The organism is SAR86 cluster bacterium (assembly GCA_023703615.1).
GTDB lineage: Bacteria > Pseudomonadota > Gammaproteobacteria > Magnimaribacterales > D2472 > MED-G85.
The window spans coordinates 988,262-1,009,970 of sequence record CP097971.1; the positions used below are offsets into that span (position 1 = coordinate 988,262).

The 21,709-nt window shown below is 31.4% G+C and carries 19 protein-coding genes, 2 tRNA genes and 1 pseudogene; all 22 read right to left on the reverse strand.

Annotated elements, in window-relative coordinates; genetic code table 11:
• Positions 1-5: 5 nt before the first annotated feature.
• The 22 genes and pseudogenes from M9C80_05125 to M9C80_05230 all read right to left on the reverse strand — a co-directional run bounded on the left by M9C80_05125 (position 6) and on the right by M9C80_05230 (position 21,555).
• On the reverse strand, positions 6-1,178 hold the full coding sequence (locus M9C80_05125) for a nucleotide sugar dehydrogenase (GenBank protein URQ69319.1): 1,173 nt from the start codon (positions 1,176-1,178) through the stop codon (positions 6-8).
• A gap of 10 nt (positions 1,179-1,188) precedes the next feature.
• The gene (locus M9C80_05130) at positions 1,189-2,625 is read right to left on the reverse strand and encodes a mannose-1-phosphate guanylyltransferase/mannose-6-phosphate isomerase (GenBank protein URQ69320.1); all 1,437 of its coding nucleotides are present in this window, start codon (positions 2,623-2,625) and stop codon (positions 1,189-1,191) included.
• 9 nt (positions 2,626-2,634) lie between these two features.
• Complete coding sequence (locus M9C80_05135) at positions 2,635-3,567, reverse strand: Wzz/FepE/Etk N-terminal domain-containing protein (protein URQ69321.1); 933 nt, start codon at positions 3,565-3,567, stop codon at positions 2,635-2,637.
• Positions 3,568-3,664: 97 nt separating this feature from the next.
• Positions 3,665-3,751: transfer RNA gene (locus tag M9C80_05140), tRNA-Leu, on the reverse strand.
• A gap of 36 nt (positions 3,752-3,787) precedes the next feature.
• A tRNA-Cys gene (locus M9C80_05145) sits at positions 3,788-3,861 on the reverse strand.
• Between the two features lie 39 nt (positions 3,862-3,900).
• Positions 3,901-4,062, reverse strand: coding sequence for an NAD(P)-binding domain-containing protein (locus M9C80_05150; GenBank protein ID URQ69322.1), 162 nt, complete (start codon positions 4,060-4,062; stop codon positions 3,901-3,903).
• Complete coding sequence (pgsA, locus tag M9C80_05155; protein URQ69323.1) at positions 4,049-4,597, reverse strand: CDP-diacylglycerol--glycerol-3-phosphate 3-phosphatidyltransferase; 549 nt, start codon at positions 4,595-4,597, stop codon at positions 4,049-4,051. Before pgsA ends, M9C80_05150 begins: the two co-directional genes overlap by 14 nt.
• Before the next feature lie 4 nt (positions 4,598-4,601).
• Positions 4,602-6,431: an excinuclease ABC subunit UvrC gene (uvrC, locus tag M9C80_05160; GenBank protein URQ69324.1), complete on the reverse strand. Its 1,830-nt coding sequence runs from the start codon at positions 6,429-6,431 to the stop codon at positions 4,602-4,604.
• Complete coding sequence (locus M9C80_05165) at positions 6,373-7,779, reverse strand: hypothetical protein (GenBank protein ID URQ69325.1); 1,407 nt, start codon at positions 7,777-7,779, stop codon at positions 6,373-6,375. The genes uvrC and M9C80_05165 overlap by 59 nt, the downstream gene beginning before the upstream one ends.
• An 8-nt stretch (positions 7,780-7,787) precedes the next feature.
• The gene (gene pyrF / locus M9C80_05170; protein URQ69326.1) at positions 7,788-8,459 is read right to left on the reverse strand and encodes an orotidine-5'-phosphate decarboxylase; all 672 of its coding nucleotides are present in this window, start codon (positions 8,457-8,459) and stop codon (positions 7,788-7,790) included.
• Between the two features lie 23 nt (positions 8,460-8,482).
• Positions 8,483-8,776 carry an integration host factor subunit beta gene (locus M9C80_05175; GenBank protein ID URQ69327.1) on the reverse strand — a complete coding sequence of 98 codons (294 nt, stop codon included), beginning with the start codon at positions 8,774-8,776 and terminating at the stop codon, positions 8,483-8,485.
• Positions 8,772-10,076, reverse strand: a pseudogene (locus M9C80_05180) (30S ribosomal protein S1). Before M9C80_05180 ends, M9C80_05175 begins: the two are co-directional and overlap by 5 nt.
• Positions 10,073-10,732: a (d)CMP kinase gene (cmk, locus tag M9C80_05185; protein URQ69328.1), complete on the reverse strand. Its 660-nt coding sequence runs from the start codon at positions 10,730-10,732 to the stop codon at positions 10,073-10,075. Before cmk ends, M9C80_05180 begins: the two are co-directional and overlap by 4 nt.
• Positions 10,722-12,029, reverse strand: a complete 1,308-nt coding sequence (gene aroA / locus M9C80_05190) for a 3-phosphoshikimate 1-carboxyvinyltransferase (protein URQ69329.1) — start codon at positions 12,027-12,029, stop codon at positions 10,722-10,724. The genes cmk and aroA overlap by 11 nt, the downstream gene beginning before the upstream one ends.
• Positions 12,026-12,898 (reverse strand): prephenate dehydrogenase/arogenate dehydrogenase family protein, encoded by an 873-nt coding sequence (locus M9C80_05195; GenBank protein URQ69330.1) that lies wholly within the window; start codon positions 12,896-12,898, stop codon positions 12,026-12,028. Before M9C80_05195 ends, aroA begins: the two co-directional genes overlap by 4 nt.
• Entirely contained in the window at positions 12,891-13,991 is a 1,101-nt protein-coding gene (gene hisC, locus M9C80_05200; protein ID URQ69331.1) for a histidinol-phosphate transaminase, read from the reverse strand. Before hisC ends, M9C80_05195 begins: the two co-directional genes overlap by 8 nt.
• Positions 13,988-15,076: a prephenate dehydratase gene (pheA, locus tag M9C80_05205; protein ID URQ69332.1), complete on the reverse strand. Its 1,089-nt coding sequence runs from the start codon at positions 15,074-15,076 to the stop codon at positions 13,988-13,990. The genes hisC and pheA overlap by 4 nt, the downstream gene beginning before the upstream one ends.
• Before the next feature lie 3 nt (positions 15,077-15,079).
• Positions 15,080-16,150, reverse strand: a complete 1,071-nt coding sequence (serC, locus tag M9C80_05210) for a 3-phosphoserine/phosphohydroxythreonine transaminase (protein ID URQ69333.1) — start codon at positions 16,148-16,150, stop codon at positions 15,080-15,082.
• Positions 16,151-16,154: 4 nt separating this feature from the next.
• A complete protein-coding gene (gene gyrA / locus M9C80_05215; GenBank protein ID URQ69334.1) occupies positions 16,155-18,692 on the reverse strand; it encodes a DNA gyrase subunit A in 2,538 nt (845 codons plus the stop codon).
• Between the two features lie 82 nt (positions 18,693-18,774).
• A complete protein-coding gene (locus M9C80_05220; GenBank protein ID URQ69335.1) occupies positions 18,775-20,163 on the reverse strand; it encodes an NAD(P)(+) transhydrogenase (Re/Si-specific) subunit beta in 1,389 nt (462 codons plus the stop codon).
• Position 20,164: 1 nt separating this feature from the next.
• Positions 20,165-20,437 carry an NAD(P) transhydrogenase subunit alpha gene (locus M9C80_05225; GenBank protein URQ70207.1) on the reverse strand — a complete coding sequence of 91 codons (273 nt, stop codon included), beginning with the start codon at positions 20,435-20,437 and terminating at the stop codon, positions 20,165-20,167.
• Positions 20,437-21,555: an NAD(P) transhydrogenase subunit alpha gene (locus M9C80_05230; GenBank protein ID URQ69336.1), complete on the reverse strand. Its 1,119-nt coding sequence runs from the start codon at positions 21,553-21,555 to the stop codon at positions 20,437-20,439. The genes M9C80_05225 and M9C80_05230 overlap by 1 nt, the downstream gene beginning before the upstream one ends.
• Between the last annotated feature and the right edge of the window lie 154 nt (positions 21,556-21,709).

Sequence of the window (21,709 nt, forward strand, 5' to 3'; positions counted from 1 at the left end):
ATTATTTATATATCTCTCTCAAAGATGTCTCTGGTAAAAATTTTATCTTTTGCATGTAATATTTGAGCATCCAATCTATTTGCAACAATTATATTTGAATTTTTTATGAAATCCTTGATATTTTTTTCTACTTCAATACCATCAAAGCTAGTCTCAACAATTGTAGGGTCAAATATCAAAATAGATATGCCATTATGTCTTAGCTTTTCAATTACATCTAAAATTGAAGCAAATCTAAAATTGTCAGAATCTTGTTTCATTGATAATTTGTATATGCCAACAGTTTGAGGCTTTAAGCTAAGTATTTGATTAGCTATAAAAGCTTTTCTTGTAGAATTCGATGAGACTATTGCTTGCATTAAATCTTGGGGAACATCACTAAAATTTGCTAGTAATTGTTTAGTATCTTTAGGTAGGCAATATCCTCCATATCCAAAAGAAGGATTATTATAGTTGTTACCAATTCTTTCATCTAAGCATACTGCTTTAATAATTTGCTTTACATTTAGGCTTTTCATCATTCCATAGCTATCAAGCTCATTAAAATATGCTACTCTCATTGCCAAATAAGCATTTGAAAAGAGTTTCACAGCTTCTGCTTCAGTAGATTGCATAAAACAAATTTCAATTTCTTTTTTTAATGATGCTTCTTGCAATAATTTCGCAAATTTTTTTGATTCATCACATTCTCCACCTATTACAATTCTTGATGGATATAGATTATCATTCAAAGCATGGCCTTCTCGCAAAAATTCAGGTGAGAATATAATATTTTCAAAATTTAATATGTTTTTAATTTTAGCTGTAAAACCAACGGGTACAGTAGATTTTATAATTATAAATATATTGGGATTAAATTTAATTGCGTCTTCAATGACTCGTTCAACACTAGAAGTATTAAAAGAGTTTGTTAAGTCATCATAATCTGTTGGTGTTGCAATTATTACATAATCAGCATTTGTATATGCTTTTTCTGCATCCAGAGTTGCTTGTAAATTTAAGTTTTTGTTAGATAGATAATTTGATGCTTCACCATCATTAATGGGTGAAATACCTTTATTTATGTCTTTAACCTTGCTTTCATTAATATCAAGACATGTCACGTCATTATTTTTTGAGAGTAAAATTGATAATGAGAGTCCTACATAACCAATACCTACTACAGTTATTTTATTCATAGAAGCTTTTTTATACGCGACCATAATTGTCATCTAAGCGCACTATATCGTCTTCACCTAAATATGATCCATATTGGACTTCTATTAATATCAATTCATCTTTACCAATATTGGTAAGTCTATGTTTGTCGCCTAAAGGTATGTGCCTATGAACTCCGACTGAGGTCTCATATTCATCTTCGCCAACTTGAACAAGGGCTGTACCTCTAACAACAACCCAGTGCTCTGCTCTTTTATGATGGTATTGCAAACTAAGTTGTTGTTCTGGCTTCACAGTAATTTTCTTAACTTGATAGCCATCTTCAAAAATAAGTGTCGTATATGTTCCCCATGGTCGTCTTACTGTTGATGGTAGATCAAATTTTTCCTTAAAAAAATCATTACCATTTTGAAGAGTTTCAACTATGTGCTTTACTTTATGACTTTCAGATTTTTTAGCTACCAGCAAAGCGTCATGAGTATCAATAATTGATAAATCATCTACACCTGCGGTAGCAATAACTTTCTTAATGTGACTTTCACTATGAACATGTATATTTGATGAATCAATATTTAATATGTTAGCGTTATTGGAGCTTCCAATGGAGTTATCATTTTTGTCTTTATCATATTCTTGACTTAATGAATCCCAAGAGCCTACATCCGACCATGAAAATGAAACTGGAATTAAGGTAACATCATCTGATTTCTCCATAACCGCATAATCAATACTCTCATCGGGCATATTCATAAAAATTTTGTCATCAAATCTGTAGATACTATCTTCATTAATGACATTTTTATGAGTCTCAAGACTGCTATTGTGTATATCTTTTGCATGAATATTAATATTATTCAGTATCGATTTAACTGAAAAGCAAAACATACCACTATTCCAGAAATGCTTTTCACTTTTTAAATACTTATTTGCTCTATCTAATGAGGGTTTTTCAATAAAACGTTTAGCTTTTTGAATCTCATTGGAGATTTCATTGACTTCGATATAACCATAGCCCGTTTCAGGAAATGTTGGCTTTATGCCGAATACAACTATTGAGCCATTAGAACACTCATTAAATGCACTTGAAACATTTTCTTCAAATTTTGGTAAGTCTCCAATTAGATGGTCTGATGGAAGTACCAAACATGACGTATCCTTTCCAAATTTTTCTTTTACTATCATAGAAGCAAGGGTAATTGCTGGAGCAGTATTCCTTCCAACTGGCTCAAGTATGTATGTTATATTCATGTCAATGCCCATGGCATCTACAAGGTCTTTAGTTAAAAAATAATGATCTTGATTAGTAACAATTACCAAATTATTACTGACAAGCTTAGCTCGATCAATTGTATGCTCCAACAAAGTTTTGCCAGAAACTTCCATGAAAGGTTTTGGAAATGTTCTTCTTGAAACAGGCCATAATCTCGAACCAGAGCCACCTGATAAAATTACAGTTACTTTTTTCATTTATTATATTTAATTTTTTACCCTATTTAAGTTCAAAATGTAATGCTTAAATAGAACAATGAAAATACCAAAAGCAAAACCTAAAACTGCGCCAATAATGCATATTACACTTCTAGTTGGTCTTGATTTTTTTTCAGGCACATAAGGCGGATCTATTTGCGATAGAGAATAATCTGTTTTAATTTTTGCTAACATTTGGGTCTTCATCTGCCCTTCTATCATTTTATTTATAGAATTCCTAATTTCAGCAACTTGTGTCTTACTAATCTGATTTTCAAGATAACCGAGTGCATTGGATGATTCAAGTAAATCTTGCTCGCGTATCATAAGATTAATCTCATCTATAATCAGGTCTATAAGCTCTTTTGCATAAAAAGGAGATATATGCTCTATCTCTATCTTGATGAAACCATTGGAGTTATTTTCTTCAATATTAAGCAAATTTTTATATTTAATATGTGCATCAAGTAACGAAGGTTTTAATGATTTGTTTGTTTGAATATCTTTTTTCCAAACTTTGGAAATTGAGTCATATAAAGAATTATCATATTTAATTTCTTGTGTAGATTTGTTATATGAGGTTTGAGCATATAGTCCTGGCAAAACCCAATCATTTTTTAAAAGCCTTTCCAAAAAAACTCTTGAATTTAATGTGGCTAATACTAAATCTTTTTTGCTACCAGATTGAGAAGGAAGCGATATCCCAGCAAAAGATGCTATTGAGCCGTATTCTGATGCCATAGAAGATAATCCACCAAGGCTATTTGAATCCTGATTTACAGAAAGTAAGCTTGATGATCTATAGTAATCTTGTAAAGACAAAGCAAAAAACACTGAAGAAATCGAAAATAAAAAAACTGTAATACAAATTGTAAACTTTCCTTTCCAAAGTGTTTCGAAAAATTCTAGTATGTTTATATGATCGTCATCATAATTATCCATATTAAATCCCCTTTAAGAGTTATTACTCAATGGCCAGCTTGATTATATCGTTTATGGAAGAAAATGCATAAAATTAAAGCTTGTCTTGGTCCTTTAATGGTACCCGGAGCCGGACTTGAACCGGCACGCTATTGCTAGCGAGGGATTTTAAGTCCCTTGTGTCTACCAATTCCACCACCCGGGCATTAATGTAAACTTAACCTTATTATACTCTTTTTTATGGAGGCTGAAGCCGGAATCGAACCGGCGTAAACGGCTTTGCAGGCCGCTGCATAACCACTCTGCCATCCAGCCAAAAAGGTGATTATATATGAAAAATACTAAAGATTATTTTTAATTACTATCTATATTATTTTTAAGCCCATCAACTCTCTTTTTATTAATATCAAAGCCAATAACATCGAATTCCTTTAATGAAAACCTTGCAGCAAGCGGCAATCCAACATATCCCAAACCAACTACACAAATTTTAAAATCACTTTTATGAAGATTCATCAAGCTTAAGAGAATTAATGGTATATAAAAAACCTGTGTATAAAGTTATAAACAATGATATGAATAAAAATACGTCTCCGATGACTATCATTAACATACTATTAGCAGCAAGTCCTAAAAGATAAATAGAGATAGTGAACAATTGTATTAAAGTTTTTATTTTTGCAAGGAAAGTAACTTTAGTAGCTTCGCTTCTACCATTTCTTGCATTCATATCTCTTAGAGCGCCTACCCAGATTTCTCTTGTAATAATTAATGCGCCTGTAAAGCCTATTAAGTAGCTTGATAAATTTATAGCCAAACCAAATAATACAAAAAGAATTAATATTTTGTCAGCAATAGGATCTAAAATTTCTCCAATCTGCGAAACTGCATTGTATTTTCTTGCAAGATACCCGTCAAAGTAATCAGTGATACTGGCTACAAAAAATAAAATAAGAGCAATTAAGTATCCATCTGAAGACATAAGAAAAAGGAAAATAATAGCTGCAAGGACTATTCTTGAAAATGTCAATATATTAATGAAGGTGGTCATTATTTTATAATTCTTTTTTTAGTAACATAGCTATTTTGGCATTAATACCCTTAACAGTCATTAAATCCTCAATATTTGCATCTTTTATACTTTTAATCTTTTTATATTTTAAGATTAACCTTTTTTTGAGAACATCACCTATTCCATTAATTTTATCCAATCTTGACTTCTTTATATTTCCTCTTTTTTTCTTTCTTTGAGCTGTAATAGCAAATCTATGAGACTCATCTCTGATTTCTTGTAATAAGAGGTACGCCTTTGAATACTTTTCTAACTCAATAATTCCATCATTGGATAAAATTGTTTCTGTAGCGCGAACTCTGTTAGATCCCTTAACTATAGATATGATTTTTATATCATCATATTCAGAACTATCTATAACTGACTGAGTGAAATTAAGTTGGTTTCTTCCTCCATCAATAAGAATAACGTCTGGTTTTATTTTAGGATTTTCATAATATTTTATTCTTCGTTCAAGAACATGCTGAAGTGAGCCTACATCATTACCAGATAAGGTCTTAGGTATGTTGAAGAGCCTATAATCTTTTTTTAGTGCTCCTAGATTTGAGAATACTACACAAGATGCAACAGCATGGTCTCCTGAAATATGACTAACATCATATGCTTCAATTTTTTTTATGTCCTTTTTTTGTCCTATATGATTTTTTAATTCATCAAATGCAAAATCATATTTGTCTGACTTGCTTAAATGATTTTCAATTATTTGTTTTGCATTAAGCTTGCACAAGTTGTAAATAGGTCGAATAGATTTGCTTGGACTTTTAGTAATTAAAACATTTGCATTGAATTTTCTTTTTAATACCTCACAAATTAATTTTTTGTTTTTAAGAGTGTTAGTGCACAAAACTTTCTTGGGAATATCTAGTTGAGAGTCATAGAAATTAATAATTGCCATTTCATAAATGGAATGAATAGATTCAAAAAAAGCTTTTTTAACAAGATGGGTTTTTGTTCCTCTAATTTTCCCTTTTCTAACTACTATTATTGAAATACCTATATAGTTATTTTCAGAATGGATAGAGAATATATCTATATCACTTGCAACTGTAACTACAGATTGTTCTTCACGTATAAGCTCAATTCTTTTTAATCTATCTCTTATATCAGCTGCTTTTTCAAAATCTAATTCATTAGATGCTTTTTGGATATCTTCTTTTAAGCGCCGAATAGTCTGAGTGTCAGATGAAGACAGGTATGATTTTGCAGATTCAACATCTTCATTATAATCAATTTTTTTAATGTTATTTACACATGGTGCTGAACACCTCTTCATTTGAAATTCTATACAAGGCCTCGACCTATTAGAAAAAGTAGAGTCATTACAGTTTCTGAGTTTAAAAATTTTTTGAATTTCTTTAATAGATTTTTTGACAGCTCCCGAGCTAACAAAGGGGCCATAATAATTTGAGTTAACTGCTTTTTTTGTTCTTTTTAAATATATACCTGGATAATTATGATCCAAAGAAAAATATATATAAGGGTATGTTTTATCATCTCTTAACAAAATATTAAACTTTGGTTTATTTTCTTTGATTAGTGCTTGTTCTAGCAGCAGTGCCTCAACTTCATTTTTGGTAGTAAAAGTCTCAATTTTGTCTGTTAAAAATTTTATTTGTGAAGTTTTTCTATCTTTAAAAGAGTTACCAAAATAACTTGTAACCCTTTTTTTTAAATTTTTTGCTTTTCCGATATAAATGATTTCAGTTTTGCTAAAAAATTTATATACGCCAGGTGTTGATGGGACTTGTTTAAGATCAACCGCCATTTTGATGCAAATACTTTTTGATAAGAATTTTTCCAGCGCTAACACCATATTGATCAAAAGGGTTTATTTGAAGCATTTTTGCAGTCACGAAGGTTCTATGTTCCCATGTTGCAATTAAAAAACCGAGGGTTTTTGCATTTAATTCTTTGAGTGTAAAAAGATTTGTAGGAATATTACCATTTACTTGTTCATGGGATTTTAGGTCTTTATGCGGCCCGTTTGGTAAAAGATTTGATTGTGCCTGAGATTGAGAATATAAAAGTTTATTAGAGTCTTTATTTGATTCAATTGTAAAAATATCTGCACATGCGGATGCTGTACCTTGATGTAAAAGTTGAAAATAACTGTGTTGCGCTCTCGAACCAAAACCCCCAAAAACAACCTGACCAGTGTTTTTAAATATTGATTCAGGGTTTGAATGCTTTCCAATAGATTCCATTTCAAGTTGTTGGGCATAGTCAGAAAAAAATCGCATTTTCCAACTATACAAAAGAAGCACTCTAGTATGTTTTTTATTAAAATTATTATACCAAATATCACTGAAACATAATAAATTTATGAATTCGTTATATTCTTCGTCATTTAAGAGAAGATCATCGGCCTTATAGCCACCAACCAGAAAATCTTTGAAACTCTCTCCGAGTTCTAATATTGCTGGAAGTGATATTGGAGACCAGATTGAATATCTACCTCCAATTTCTTTTGGGAACTCAATTATGTTTTCTTTTAAAAAGCCAAGGCTTTGAGCCTTTTCTGGCTGAGAAGTAATAGCTATAAAGTGATCTTGAAATTTGCATCTAATTTCAAGCCATGTTTTAGATAAAGCCATGCTTTGCAAAGTTTCATCAGTGCTAAATGATTTAGACGAGACAATAAAAAAAGTATCTTTTTGGTTTAATGGTTTAACGGTCTCATTAAATTCAACAACATCTGGCCCAGTTAAAAATATGTGATTAAAGTTTCTGTTGTGTTCGCTGGTAAGAGTTTCAATCAATAATTTAGGCCCTTCAAAGGAACCACCAATACCAATAGTAACTATATTTTTGATACCTTTTTTGATTAATTCTTTTTTTAAGCTTATAGACTTATGAATATTAAAGTTACAAGATTCGACTAAATCTTTAGAAGCATAATTGTTAGGTGATAAAGCATATAAATCTCTGTAAACATGATGCAATGCAGCTTGATTTTCAGTTTCATTGACAATATTGCCCTTAAATAATGATCTAATAGACTGATCGACCCTTAGATCATCATAATAAGATTTGAAAATAGAAAAAAGCTTGCTATTAAATCCCCTTAAGAAAGATCTATATTTAAGATTACTATTTGAGTAAGAAAACTTATAAACGTCTTTTTTCGATTTAGAGGTCTCATCTAGAATTTTCTTTAACATACCCACAGCTACTCTATTGAATTATAGATTTCTTGAAGAGCTAAACTTATATTTGGTGCATTAGTGATGGGCCTTCCAACAACAATATAATTAGCACCCTTTAAAAAAGCGTCTTTTGGACTCATAACTCTGTTTTGATCATCTGCAGATTTAGAAAATCTGATTCCCGGGGTTATAGACAGCAATGATTTTCTTTCAACAACTATTTCAAGCTCATGTGGCGAGCAAACCACTCCATCAATTTGCGCCTCTTGAACTAAATCCAGCATCGCCTTAACTTGCTCAGAGGCAGTTCTTTTGAATATAGTGTTAGTATCCTTATCTGACAAACTAGTTAAGGCTATCACACCAAATATTTTAATATCCTTACCTTGAACAGCTTTCTTAGCGACTTTCATCATTTCGAGACCACCAGATGTGTGAATAGTCATCATGCAAATCGGCAATGAAATTAGCCCCTGTATAGATTTTTCAACAGTATTTGGTATATCGTGTAATTTAAGATCTAAGAAAATTTCAAATCCCTTGGCAGCAACATAATTTATTGCCTCGTGTCCTATGGCATTAAAGCTTACACTACCTACTTTGATCATACATAATTTGTTATCAAGGCAATCAACTATTTGCTTGAAGGAATTCAGTTGAGTTTCATCAACCGCAACAATGATAGGTTTTGACATAATTTATAAATGTTAAACTCAAGTTACTTTTGTATCAATGATTTTGATGGTTTGAAATGCATGGTAGATGTTTCACCTAAATATGATATTTCTTTAGTTTTAGGATTAATAAATTTTCTTGGTCTTATATGTTTCTTTGAAAATGTACCAAATCCTCTTATCTCTACTTTCTTATCAAAAGCTACTGCTTCAACGATAGAGTCTATTATAGTATCGATTGCAATTGATATTTGAAGTTTACTTAGTTCGTGAAATTCTTCAGATAAAGCTTGTTCAATGTCAGAACGATTAAAAGATTTTTGTTTTTTTTTACTCACTCAATTTTAGTGAGATTCTTTCTCTTTCTGAGTCAATTGCATAAACAATACAGTCAAGCTTTTCACCCTTCTTGTATTCATTTAGTGATTCGTTTGTATCTTCACTTTCAGAAATGTCTGATGAATGAATAAGTCCATCTATTTCACCCTCAAGTCCAACAAATATTCCAAAATCAGTAATTGATTTAACGTTTCCACTTACTTTGTCTCCAATAGAATACTTATTTGAAAATTCTGTCCAGGGATTTGATTTGGTCTGCTTTAATCCTAAAGATATTCTTCTTTTATCGTGATCAATTTCTAAAATCATAACTTTTAGACTCTGTTCCATTTCAACAACCTTTGAGGGATGAATATTTTTACTAGTCCAATCTAATTCTGATAGATGAATTAAACCTTCTATACCCTCTTCTAATTGAGCAAAACATCCATAATCAGTGATATTAGAAACTACTGCCTCATAGATGCCACCAATAGAATACGAGCTTTCTACATTTTCCCATGGATCGTTTTGAATTTGTTTCAACCCAAGTGAGACTCTTAGTTTTTCTTTATCAAAACTTAACACCTTTACATCTATTTCATCGCCAAGATTCAAAAATTCTGATGGGTTAGTAACTCTTGACCAAGAAATGTCTGTTATATGAAGTAAGCCATCCAAACCACCTAAATCAATAAATGCCCCATAATCAGTAATATTTTTAACTATACCTTTTACTATCTGTCCTTCTTCAAGATTTTTGAGTAACTCAACTTTCACAGCAGAATTATTTTTTTCTAACACAGCTTTTCTTGACAGAACAACATTATTTCTTTTGTAATCAAGTTTAATAACTTTAAATTCTTGAACAGTATTTTCAATATCTGGAGCTTCTTTTAAAGGTCTTACATCTACTAGTGACCCAGGTAAAAATGCTTTAACTACTTCTACCTCAACAGCAAAACCTCCCTTTACTCTATTATGTATTTTTCCAGTTACAAACTCACCTGTTTCAAGCGCATCTTCAAGCATTTTCCAGGTAGTAATTTTTCTAGCTTTTTCTCTAGAAATTCTGGTCTCACCATACCCGTCTTCAACAGCCTCTAGTGCAACCTCGATATCATCACCAACTGATATATCTAATTCACCTTCATTATTTCTAAATTCATCGATCGAAATGACTCCCTCAGATTTTAATCCAACATGAACAGTAACCCAATCTTTATCAACGTCCAGAACAACTCCAGAAACAATAGATCCTGACTGCATGTCAAGGTTTTTTAAACTTTCATCTAACAAATTTGCGAATGATTCACTCATTTAAATATTTTCCTTTTTATGAGCTTTTTAGTAAAGCTCAATACTTCTTCTGACGACATTTTTGATGAATCAATAATAGTTGCTTCATCTGCAGGCATTAAAGGTGATAAAGTTCGTGTTTTATCCATATCATCTCTTTTTTCAATATCATCAATCAGATCGCGCATATTAACTTCTTGACCACGATTCTGCAACTCTTGAAATCTTCTATTTGCCCTTTCATTTACGGATGCGTCTAGGAAAAGTTTAACCTTTGCCTCAGGAAATACTACGGTTCCCATGTCTCTTCCATCTGCAACAAGTCCAGGGAGCTTATAAAAAGATCTCTGAATAGCTAAAAGGTCCTGCCTTGTTTTATCGATAGTGCTTATTTCAGATGCAATTTTTGCTATCTTTTCACTTCTAATTTTATTGGTAATTTCAATATTTTGATACAGAATAACTATTTCTCTTTTAGATGTGTCGAACACAAATTTATTTTTAATCTCATTTACCAAATCTATGCCATCTATTCCATTTAATTTCAAAAAAGCGTATGTCCTATATAAAAGACCGCTATCAAGCAAATGAAATTTAAATTCTTTTGAAAGAGCTCTAGCAAGTGTCCCCTTTCCAGATGCAGATGGTCCGTCAATGGTAATAATATTATTTTTCATAGATTTTCATTCCCAAACTATTCATAGTTTCTATAAAGTTTGGAAAGGACGTTAATATGTTTTCACAATCTTCAACCATAATTTCTCTGTTACTTCTTAAAGATGCAATTAAAAAGCTCATTGCAATTCTATGATCACCATATGAATTTACGAAATTTTTTGGATTAATATTTTTATTTTGTCCAAATATTTTTATGCCATCATCATATAGTTCATATTTTACATTTAAAGCTTTTAATCCATCTGCAATAGCCTGAAGTCTATCAGACTCTTTTACACGAAGTTCTGAGGCTCCTTTTATGCTGGTTTCTCCATTTGCAAAAGATGCTGCAATAGAAAATATAGGAATTTCGTCTATTATGTTGGGTATTATTTCCTCAGGTACATCAACTCCAACTAATTCTGATGAAAATACTTCTAAATCTCCTACATCCTCATTACTTTTTTTTGTTTGATTAATAATATTTATATTTGCGCCCATTTTCTTTAGAAGGTATATCAAACCTGTTCTTGTCTGATTAAGACCAACATTTTTAATTAGAATTTTTGAATTTTTAGAAATTAAACATGCAACAATTAAAAATGATGCTGAAGAAAAATCGCCTACAATTTCGTATGAAGAATTAGAATTAAGATTAGAAGTTAATAACTTTATATGATTTTTACCATCTTTGAAGTGAGACTCAATATCACCGTTAAAGTATTTGATCATTTTTTCGGTATGATCTCTTGTTGCAGAAGGTTCAATAACTGTTACATTTTTTTTTGCGGTAAGTGCAGCTAATAGAATTGAGGACTTTACTTGAGCACTTGCTATTGGCAATTCATATTTATAGTTGTTAACTATGTTTCCTCTTTTAATTAAGACTGGCGGTAGATCGTTTGTGCAAGTTATATTTGAGCCCATATCATTTAACGGATTGGCAACTCTCATCATAGGTCTTTTAGAAAGAGAGTGATCACCAACAAGATTAGCATCAATACTTAGTCCAGAAATAAATCCCATCATTAGTCTCATGCCAGTACCTGAGTTTCCGAGATTAATATCATTTTTGGGTGAAATAAAATTTGTTTTGTTAAAAATTTTTATTTTTGTATTATCATTTTTTATTTTTGCACCAACACAAGACAAAGCATTTAGGGTGGAAAGCGGATCTAGAGCATTTAAAAAGCCTGAAATTTCAATATCTTGATCTAAAAGTGAACCAATCATTAAGATGCGCTGTGATATGGATTTGTCTCCTGGGCATACAACTTCACCCTTGAGATTTGATGTTTTTTCAGCAATAAAATTCAAAAGTTGTCTTCTTTAAATTTTTTAATTTCTTCAAGTTCTTCTTTTAAAAGGTCGCTATGTGTAAGAATGCTTGGAATTTCCTTACTTTTGGTAAGTAACTCGAGAAGATTATTAATAGAGATTTGCATGCTGGCTAGTGATTTAATAACATTCATTGAATTTATTTCTAAAATATCTCGCCACATTTCAGGATTTGACCCGCTTAATCTTATAAATTCTTTTAATCCAGCACCAGCATTATCTGATATATTTATTCCTGAAATCCTAATGGAATCTATTAATGCATATGCTAACAAATGTGGCAGATGGCTGGTTATTGCAAAAATTTGATCATGTTCTTTAATTGACATTTCAGCAACATTCATCATCAAAGCATTTTCCCAAAAACTCTTTAACCTATCTAAATGAAATTGATCTGTATTGGATGATTTACAAATTATATTTTTTTTATAAGTAAATAAATTTGCATCTGAATTATCGATGCCTGACTTATCAGAACCAGCAATTGGATGAGAAAAAACAATATTATTTATATTTTTAAATATCAGATGGTTTTTTACACTTGATGTTTCTGTAATAGTTATTTTTGTATTCCATAATTCTTTTATAGAATTAATAACCTCTAAGGTTTTTGTTGGTGTTACTGATATTATTATTAAATCAACTGAGGAATCCATTTTGCTTTCAGTAACTTCATCAAAATTAGAAATCTTGTAATCAATAATTTTCTTTTCAAAAGCTTTATCAACAATATTAGAATCGATATCAAATGCATAGACAGTTATCCCCTTTTCTTTAGCTGCTTTGGCAATTGAACCTCCAATTAAGCCCAATCCTATTATCAGAATAGATTTAATATTATTATTCACTTAATGCCTCAACTAACTTTTCAAGAAAGTATTTATTTTCATCATGGGTGCCTACGGTGACTCTTAGAAAGTTAGCCATATCATATAAACCAATTGGTCTTACAATTACACCTTTCTTCATTAAACTTAAAAATAATTTTTGCGCATCAAAATTACCTTGAAAAGAAATAAAATTTCCTTGAGACGGAATATAATCTAGATTTAATTTATTTAATTCTTCACACAGAAAATTTCTTTCTTTTGAGTTAAGCTCTATGCTTTTTTTAATATGCTCTTTGTCAGAGATTGCAATACATGCAGCTTTTTGAGCGAATGTATTTGAATTAAAAGGTTGTCTAATTTTATTTAGAATTTGAATAACTTGTGTGCTAGCCATTCCGTATCCAATTCGTAAACTTGCAAGACCTTGAATCTTCGAGAAAGATTTAGTTATAAGTAAATTTTTATAACTCTTTAGCAAGCTATTTACATTTACATAATCGTCAAGCTCTACGTATTCAAAATATGCTAAATCAAGAATTACTAATACATTTGACGGTATAGAATCCATTAAATTCTTAAATTCTTTATGAGAATTATATGTACCTGTTGGATTGTTAGGATTCGCAACAAAACAAACTTTAGTAGAGGTTTCTATAAACTTGCTAAAATCCTCAAGAGCATGTTTCCAATTGTTTGTTGGGACTTCAATAATTTTTGAACCACAAGATTGAGTAACAATTTTATAAACTGCAAATGCATGTTTAGACATTATTGCACTTGTATCTTTGTTTAAAAAAGTTCTTGCTGCCAGCTCTAAAATCTCATTTGAGCCGTTTCCAACAATAATATTCTCTTCATTTAAATTCTCATGTTGTGCAATTCTTTCTTTTAAACTTTTTGCATCTCCATCAGGATACAAATGAAGGTCGTTATTTATTTTTGAAAGAGCTTCGATAGCTAGGGGTGATGCTCCTAAAGGATTTTCATTGCTTGCAAGCTTAACTACTTTTTCAGGCTTGTATTCTGCTATAACATCGTCAATGGATCTACCTGGTTCATAAGGATTAAGATCTGATATTCCTGCATTGATATTATCTAATAAGTCGCTCATATATATTGAGGATATGATCCAAGAACCCTTACAGAAGAGCCAAGATCTTTTACCTCTTTTATAGTTAGTTTTAATTTTTGGTCATTCATATGCCCTTCACAATCAATGAAAAAATCGTGAGAATTTATATTACCTCTTGACGGTCTAGTTTCAATTTTACTTAAATTTATTTTTCGCTTTTCAAAAGGTCTCAATATGGCAATAAGAGCACCAGGATTATTAACAGTCTGAATTAAAAAAGAGGTTTTATCTTTTCCAGTTTTATTAACAGAATTTAACCCTATTACTAAAAATCTTGTCTTATTATCAGCAAAATCTTGAACATTTTTTTTGACAAGTTTTAACTTGTATTTATCAATTGCTAATGAATTAACAACACATAGAATGTTTTTATTTTCTTTTGCATATTTAGCTGCTACAGCTGAACTTGGCATTTCAAGTCTTTTAATTGAGCCAATATTTTTATCAATCCATTTAGAACATTGTCCAAGAGCTTGAGGATGAGAGGCAATTGCAAAGGCATCTTGAAGATCAAAATTATTACCAGAAGCCAATTGATGATCTATATCATGATAAACCTCACCTATGATGTTAATAGGTTGATTATCCGCTAGACAATTTAAAGTAGAGTTAATAACTCCTTCAGATGAGTTCTCAACAGGTACTAAACCTAAATTAGCTTCTTGATTTAATACCTCACTAAAAATATCTTCGATCGATAATGATGGTTTTCTTTTGATAATTGAGCCAAATTGGTTAAGAACTGCAGCTTCGGAGTGAGTTCCCTCTGGTCCTAAATATGAAACTTTTAAGACCTCTTCAAGAGAAAGGCATCCTGAAATTATATTTTTAAAAATTGTTCTTATGTTTTTATCAGGTAACAATCCCTTTTTATTTGAGCTTATAATATTTCTAAGAATCTTTGATTCTCTATCAGGTTTATAAAATGAAGAATTAGGTGCAATTTTTGATTTAACATTGCCTATTTCAACCGCAATTTTTGCTCTTTTTTGAATTAAATCATATAAGCTCTTGTCTATCTTATCGATTTTACTTCTCAAAATTTTAATTTTTTTATTATTCATTATTTAACCATTTTCAATTTCAAAATCTTTCATAAAGCTAATTAACTCGATTACTCCATCAAGAGGCATAGCATTATATATACTTGCACGCATTCCACCAACTGATCTATGACCCTTAAGATGTAATAATCCATTTTTTTTGGATTTATCTAAAAACTCATTGTCTAATTTATCATCAGCCAACAAAAAGGGAACATTCATTATTGATCGATTTTCAAGCATAATATTATTTGAGTAAAAACTTGAATTATCAATAAATTCGTATAGTAATTTTGCTTTTTTATAATTTTGTTCTTTAAAAAATTTTAAGCCTCCACACTCTTTTATCCACTTAAAAACTTTCCCAGCCATGTACCAGGCGAATGTTGGAGGCGTATTAAGCATTGAGTCTGCTTTAGCATGTTCATCGTATTTAAGAATGTTAGCTAAATTATTATTTGATTTGAGTAAAAACTCTTTTTCTATAATTATTACAGTTAATCCAGCTGGACCAATATTTTTTTGTGCTCCTGCATAAATCATCGAAAAATTTTTAACATCAATAGGTTCGCTTAAAATAACAGATGACATATCAGCGATTAGGGGATTTTTAGTAATTGGAGCTTTATGCAATGCTACTCCTTGAATTGTTTCATTGGGGCAATAATGAACATAATCAGCATCTCTTGAGAATCTCCATGAATTGGGATCAGGAACATAAGAGAAGTTTTCTTGTTCTGAAGAAGCAATTGTTTTTACCTCTATGTAGTTTGACGCTTCTGAAATTGCCTTTTTTGACCAAGTACCTGTTAAAACATAATCCGCAGATTTTTTACCAAAGTTTATTGGTATTTGAGCAAACTGTTGAGTGGCTCCTCCTTGCAAAAACAAGACATCGTAATTTTCAGGTATATTTAAAATATCAATTAAATCGGTCTTTGCTTCTCTTGCAACAGACAAATATTCAGGTGACCTGTGGCTCATTTCCATAATTGAAGTTCCAGAATCTTTCCATTCCAATAATTCTGATTTTACATCTAAGAGTACATCTTCTGATATAGCAGCGGGCCCTGCACAGAAATTCCATTTTCGCATTTTTTTATTCTTGTTCTTCCTCGCTAGGAATATTTACACATTCTGTTAATTTTTCTCCTTCTTTTGGAGTAATAATCTTTACGCCTTGAGTATTTCGACTAAGTGTTGGTATTTGGGAGACAGATGTCCTTATCATAGTTCCTTTGTCACTTATTAACATTATACCGTCCTCATCATCAACAAGAGTAGCTGAGACCATCAAACCATTTCTTTCACTTGTCTTCATTGAAATAACACCTTGACCACCTCTATTATGAGAAGGGAAGTCTTCCAGTTTTGTCTTTTTTCCATATCCATTTTCAGAGACACATAAAATTGTTTTATTAGGATTGCCAAGCATTAAAGATATTAGTTTTGCATCTTTCTTAAGTTTTATGCCCCTTACTCCTCTTGCTGTCCTTCCCATTGCCCTAACATGTGATTCGTTAAAACGTATCAACTTTCCAGCATTACTAGCCAAAAGAATCTCATCATTACCTGAGGTAATGGCACTTCCTATTAATTTGTCATCTTCATCTAAATTAATTGCTTTTATTCCAGATTTATATTTTTTAGCAAATAAACTTAATTGTGTTTTTTTTGTTGTGCCTTTTTGAGTCGCCATAAAAATAAATTTATCTTCGCTAAATTCATCTACAGGTAAAATTTCACTTACAGACTCATCATCATCTAAATTAAGCATATTTACTAACGGTCTGCCTTTGGATGTTCTTGATGCAACAGGAATTTCATATACTTTTAACCAAAAAACTTTACCTTTAGTTGTAAAACAAAGAATTTGCACATGACTGCTTAAGACATAAAGGTTTTGAATTAAATCTTCTTCTTTTACGCTAGCTGCTGCTTTTCCTTGACCACCTCGTCTTTGCTCTCTGTATTCATCTAATGGCTGTGTCTTTGCGTACCCACTTCTAGAAACAGTTAAAACTCTAGTTTCTTCTGGAATCAAATCCTCATTTGTTATTCCTCTTCTGGTATCATTTATTTTAGTTTTTCTGTCATCACCAAAAGAGTTTTGGATATCTTCTAGCTCTTCTATCATTAGAGATTTTAGCGTGTCTTTATCATCTAAGATTTTTTGAAGAGCCATAATTTTTGTAACAATTTCATTAAATTCACTGCTTAAATTATCTTGCTCTAATCCTGTTAATCTTCCAAGTCTAAGCTCTAAGATTGCTTTAGCCTGATCATTTGATAATTTATATTTTTTTCCCTTGATTCCTAGGGACTTGTCTATACTTTTAGGCTTACATGCATCATTTCCAACTTTTTTTAAAATAGCTTCAACTGGACCAGCTTTCCATATTTTTTTTGATAAAGCCTCTGAAGCAACTTTTGGATCCTTAGATTTTTTAATTATTGAGATTACTTCATCGATATTTGCTATTGCTACCATTAGTCCTTCAACGATATGACCTCTTTCTTTTGCTTTTTTTAAGTCATATTTTGTTCTTTTGGTAATAATTTCTTTTCTATGCTTTATAAAAGCATGAAGCATTTCTTTGAGATTAACTTCTTTTGGTTGTCCATCTACTAGGACAGTAAAGTTGATGCCAAATGATTGCTCTAGTTGAGTTTGAGAAAATAAATTATTTTCTATGACATCTGCGGAATCTCCTTTTCTTATTTCAATAACAACTCTTAGGCCATCTTTATCAGATTCGTCTCTAATTTCTGTAATGCCTTCAATTTTTTTATCTTTTACTAGCTCAGCTATCTTTTCAAGCATTCTTGCTTTATTAACCATAAAAGGTATTTCATTAATAATAAGTGACTGTTTACCAGATTTATCCTCCTCAATGGACGTGTTAGATCTTACATGGATAATGCCTCTTCCTGTTTTATACGCCTCATAAATACCAGCCTTACCATCAATCGTTCCTCCGGTAGGAAAATCAGGTCCTGAAATATCTTTAATCAATTCATCAATGGAAATTTTTGGATTATGAATAAGGCTTATGGAGCCATTTATAACTTCATTTAGATTGTGAGGAGGAATATTTGTAGCCATTCCAACTGCAATACCAGAAGATCCATTAACTAATAAGTTTGGAATTTTTGTTGGTAAAACATCTGGTATATATTCACTTCCATCGTAGTTTGGTGAAAAAGATACTGTTTCCTTTTCTAAGTCATTTAGCATTTGATCGGTAATTTTTGCCATCCTAACTTCTGTATATCTCATAGCTGCTGGTGGGTCACCATCAATTGAACCAAAATTACCTTGGCCCTGAACTAACATATATCTCATTGAAAAATCTTGAGCCATTCGGACCATAGCATCATATACTGCGCTATCTCCATGTGGATGATATTTACCAATAACATCACCAACAACTCTTGCAGATTTTTTATAGGGTTTATTGAAAGAATTTTTTAAATCATACATTGCATAAAGAATTCTTCTATGGACTGGTTTTAATCCATCTCTGATGTCAGGAAGTGCCCTTCCATGAATAACGCTAAGAGCATAACTTAGGTAGGATTGCTTCAGCTCATCTTCAATATTGACTGAAATAATTTCTTTTGCAAAATCGCTCATTTTACGAATATTTTTGTTTTTTTTTTAATTAAAAATATGTGCCCATTAAGGGGGTAAATTTTAACATATTTTTGAGAAGAATTTACTCTTTAAATTCTGATACCAGGCCACCAATTGACTCTTTTGCATCACCAAATAACATTCTGGTATTCTGTTTAAAAAACAGAGGGTTTTGAACTCCTGCAAAGCCTGATGACATTGATCTTTTCAAGACAAATACTGTTCTTGCATTATGAACTTCAATAATTGGCATTCCATAGATTGGGCTGCCAGGTTCTTCTGTGGCAGAGGGATTTACAACATCATTTGCACCAATAACCACAGCAACATCGACAGCTTCCATAGTTGGGTTTACATCCTCAGGTTCAGCAAGAAAATCATAAGGAACATTTGCTTCAGCTAGCAAAACATTCATATGACCAGGCATTCTTCCTGCAACCGGATGAATTCCATATTTTACCTCGGTTCCATTTTCTTCAAGTAGCTCTCCCAACTCTCTAACAACATGTTGAGCTTGAGCTACAGCCATACCATATCCCGGAACAATCAAAACAGAACTTGCATTTTCAAGAATTAAATATGCATCATTTACATTGATTGGACTGACTTCGCCTTGCTCTTCTGATGTTGACGAAGATGCTGAACTTGAATATCCAACAAATAATATATTGTTAATAGATCTATTCATTGCCTTAGCCATAATAATAGTAAGTATCAAGCCGCTAGCTCCTACTAACGAACCAGCTACAATTAAAACGTTATTTAAGAGCAATAATCCTGCGAAAGCTGCAGCTATTCCAGAAAATGAATTGAGTAGCGATATTACAACAGGCATATCCCCACCTCCAATCGGTAATACAAAACCAATACCTGCAAGCAAGGTCAAAATTAAAAATATATTGAAAAAATTAATGGAGCTTACATTTGAAATTAAAAAATCGCTTGAAAGCATAAAGATAATTCCAAAAAATGATAGGTAAAAGAATGATGTGAATATCTTAGTTATTATAGATGATTTTTGTATTTTTAATTTTTCTGATAATTTTCCATAAGCTACTATGCTTCCAGAAAAAGTTACTCCACCAATATATACAGTGATCATTATCAAAATATGTTGGAAAAAATTATCTGGAACAGAGGTAAACTCAGACCAAGCTATCAAAAATGTTGCCAAGCCTCCAAAACCGTTAAATAAAGCAACCATTTCAGGAATTGAAGTCATTTTAACTTTTAAAGCAATTAATGCTCCTACAATTGCTCCAGTCAAAATTCCAGCCAATAAAATCAGGGGGCTTACTAAATTAAATATTGTTACCAAAACAGCTATGAACATTGCTGAGGCAGATAAAAAATTTCCTCTGACAGCAGTATCCTCTTTACCAAGCATTTTTATACCAGAAATAAATAAGATAGATGAAAATATATATGCAATATTTTGGATAGACAGAATGGTATCAGGTGATATGTTCATATTATTTCTTTTTAAACATTTTAAGCATTCTATTAGTTACTAAATAACCACCAAATACATTAATAGATGCGAATGTAACTGCTAAAAAAGCTATGATATTTTGAAGATCTGAATCCCGCGATAAAAGCAATGCACCAACCAAGGCTATTCCAGAGATTGCATTAGCTCCAGACATTAGAGGTGTATGAAGGGTGCTTGGAATTTTTGAAATTAATTCAAGTCCAAGGTATATTGACAAGATTAGAACAAAGCCTAAAAGTATATATACTTCCATCATTTAAACCTCTCATTTTTAATATCACCATCATAAACAAGTACACTACTTTTTATAATTTCGTCATCAAAATCAAAGGAAATATTTTTTTTATCTTGATCGTAGAAATCACATATCCAGTTATTAAAATTATTAGATAATGCCAAAGACGCGTGATTAGAAACAAAAGATGCTAAATTTGAAAAGCCTATTATTTTTACGCCATTATCAATCACAATCTCATCTATTTGAGATCCTTCAACATTGCCACCAGACTCAACAGCCATATCTAAAATTACGCTACCTGATTGCATTTTTTTAATTGTCTGACTATCGATTAGCTTTGGTGCATCTTTGCCAAAAAGTTGAGCTGTGGTTATTACAATATCTGATTTTGCACAAACTTCGGACTGTAGATCTTTTTGTTTTTGAATTTGTTCTGGTGTCAATTCTTTTGCATAACCCTGATCTGTCTGACCTGTTACACCAAGATCAATTTTTACAAATTTAGCTCCCAAAGAGTTTACTTGTTCTTCAACGACGTCTCTTGTATCAAAGGCCTCTACTCTTGCGCCAAGTCTTTTTGCTGTTGCTATCGCTTGCAGACCTGCAACTCCAACACCAATTACAAATACTCTTGCAGGTTTAAGTGTACCTGCCGCTGTCATCATCATTGGCAAGGCACTTGATAAATATTTAGCAGATTCTATAACCGCTACATATCCAGCAAGATTAGCTTGAGAACTTAATACATCCATTTTTTGGGCCCTTGTTATTCTTGGAATAAATTCCATGCTAACAACATTAATTTTTCTCTCTGAACAAAAATTCAGCATACTTTGATTATTGAATGGGTCGACCATACCTAATAATGTTGATCCCGGTTTTAGTAGATTTAGTTCTTCCTCTTGAAGTGGTTGATTAGAAATTATTAAATCAGAATTTTCGAGGCACTCATTTCTTTCAGATTCTTCCAAACCAGCTTTCTTAAATTGTTCGTTAGTTGTAAAAATACCGTCTCCAATGTTTTTTTCGAACATTATTTTAGTCTCAAGAGATAATAACGCACCAATAGTATCAAGATGAATTGGCGATCTATTATCTTTTGAGTCATTTGACTTTAAAGCAGATATAATCACTATTTATAGTTTATTGTTTATTAGATATTTGTAGTGAAGTAAATAATACTCGACATTAAAAGTCAATAAAAGTAGAAAAGTCTTCAAATACTGCATATTTTTTTTAAATATATGTAGTGTAATTACAAAAATTATTTAAAAATTAAATGTTTTA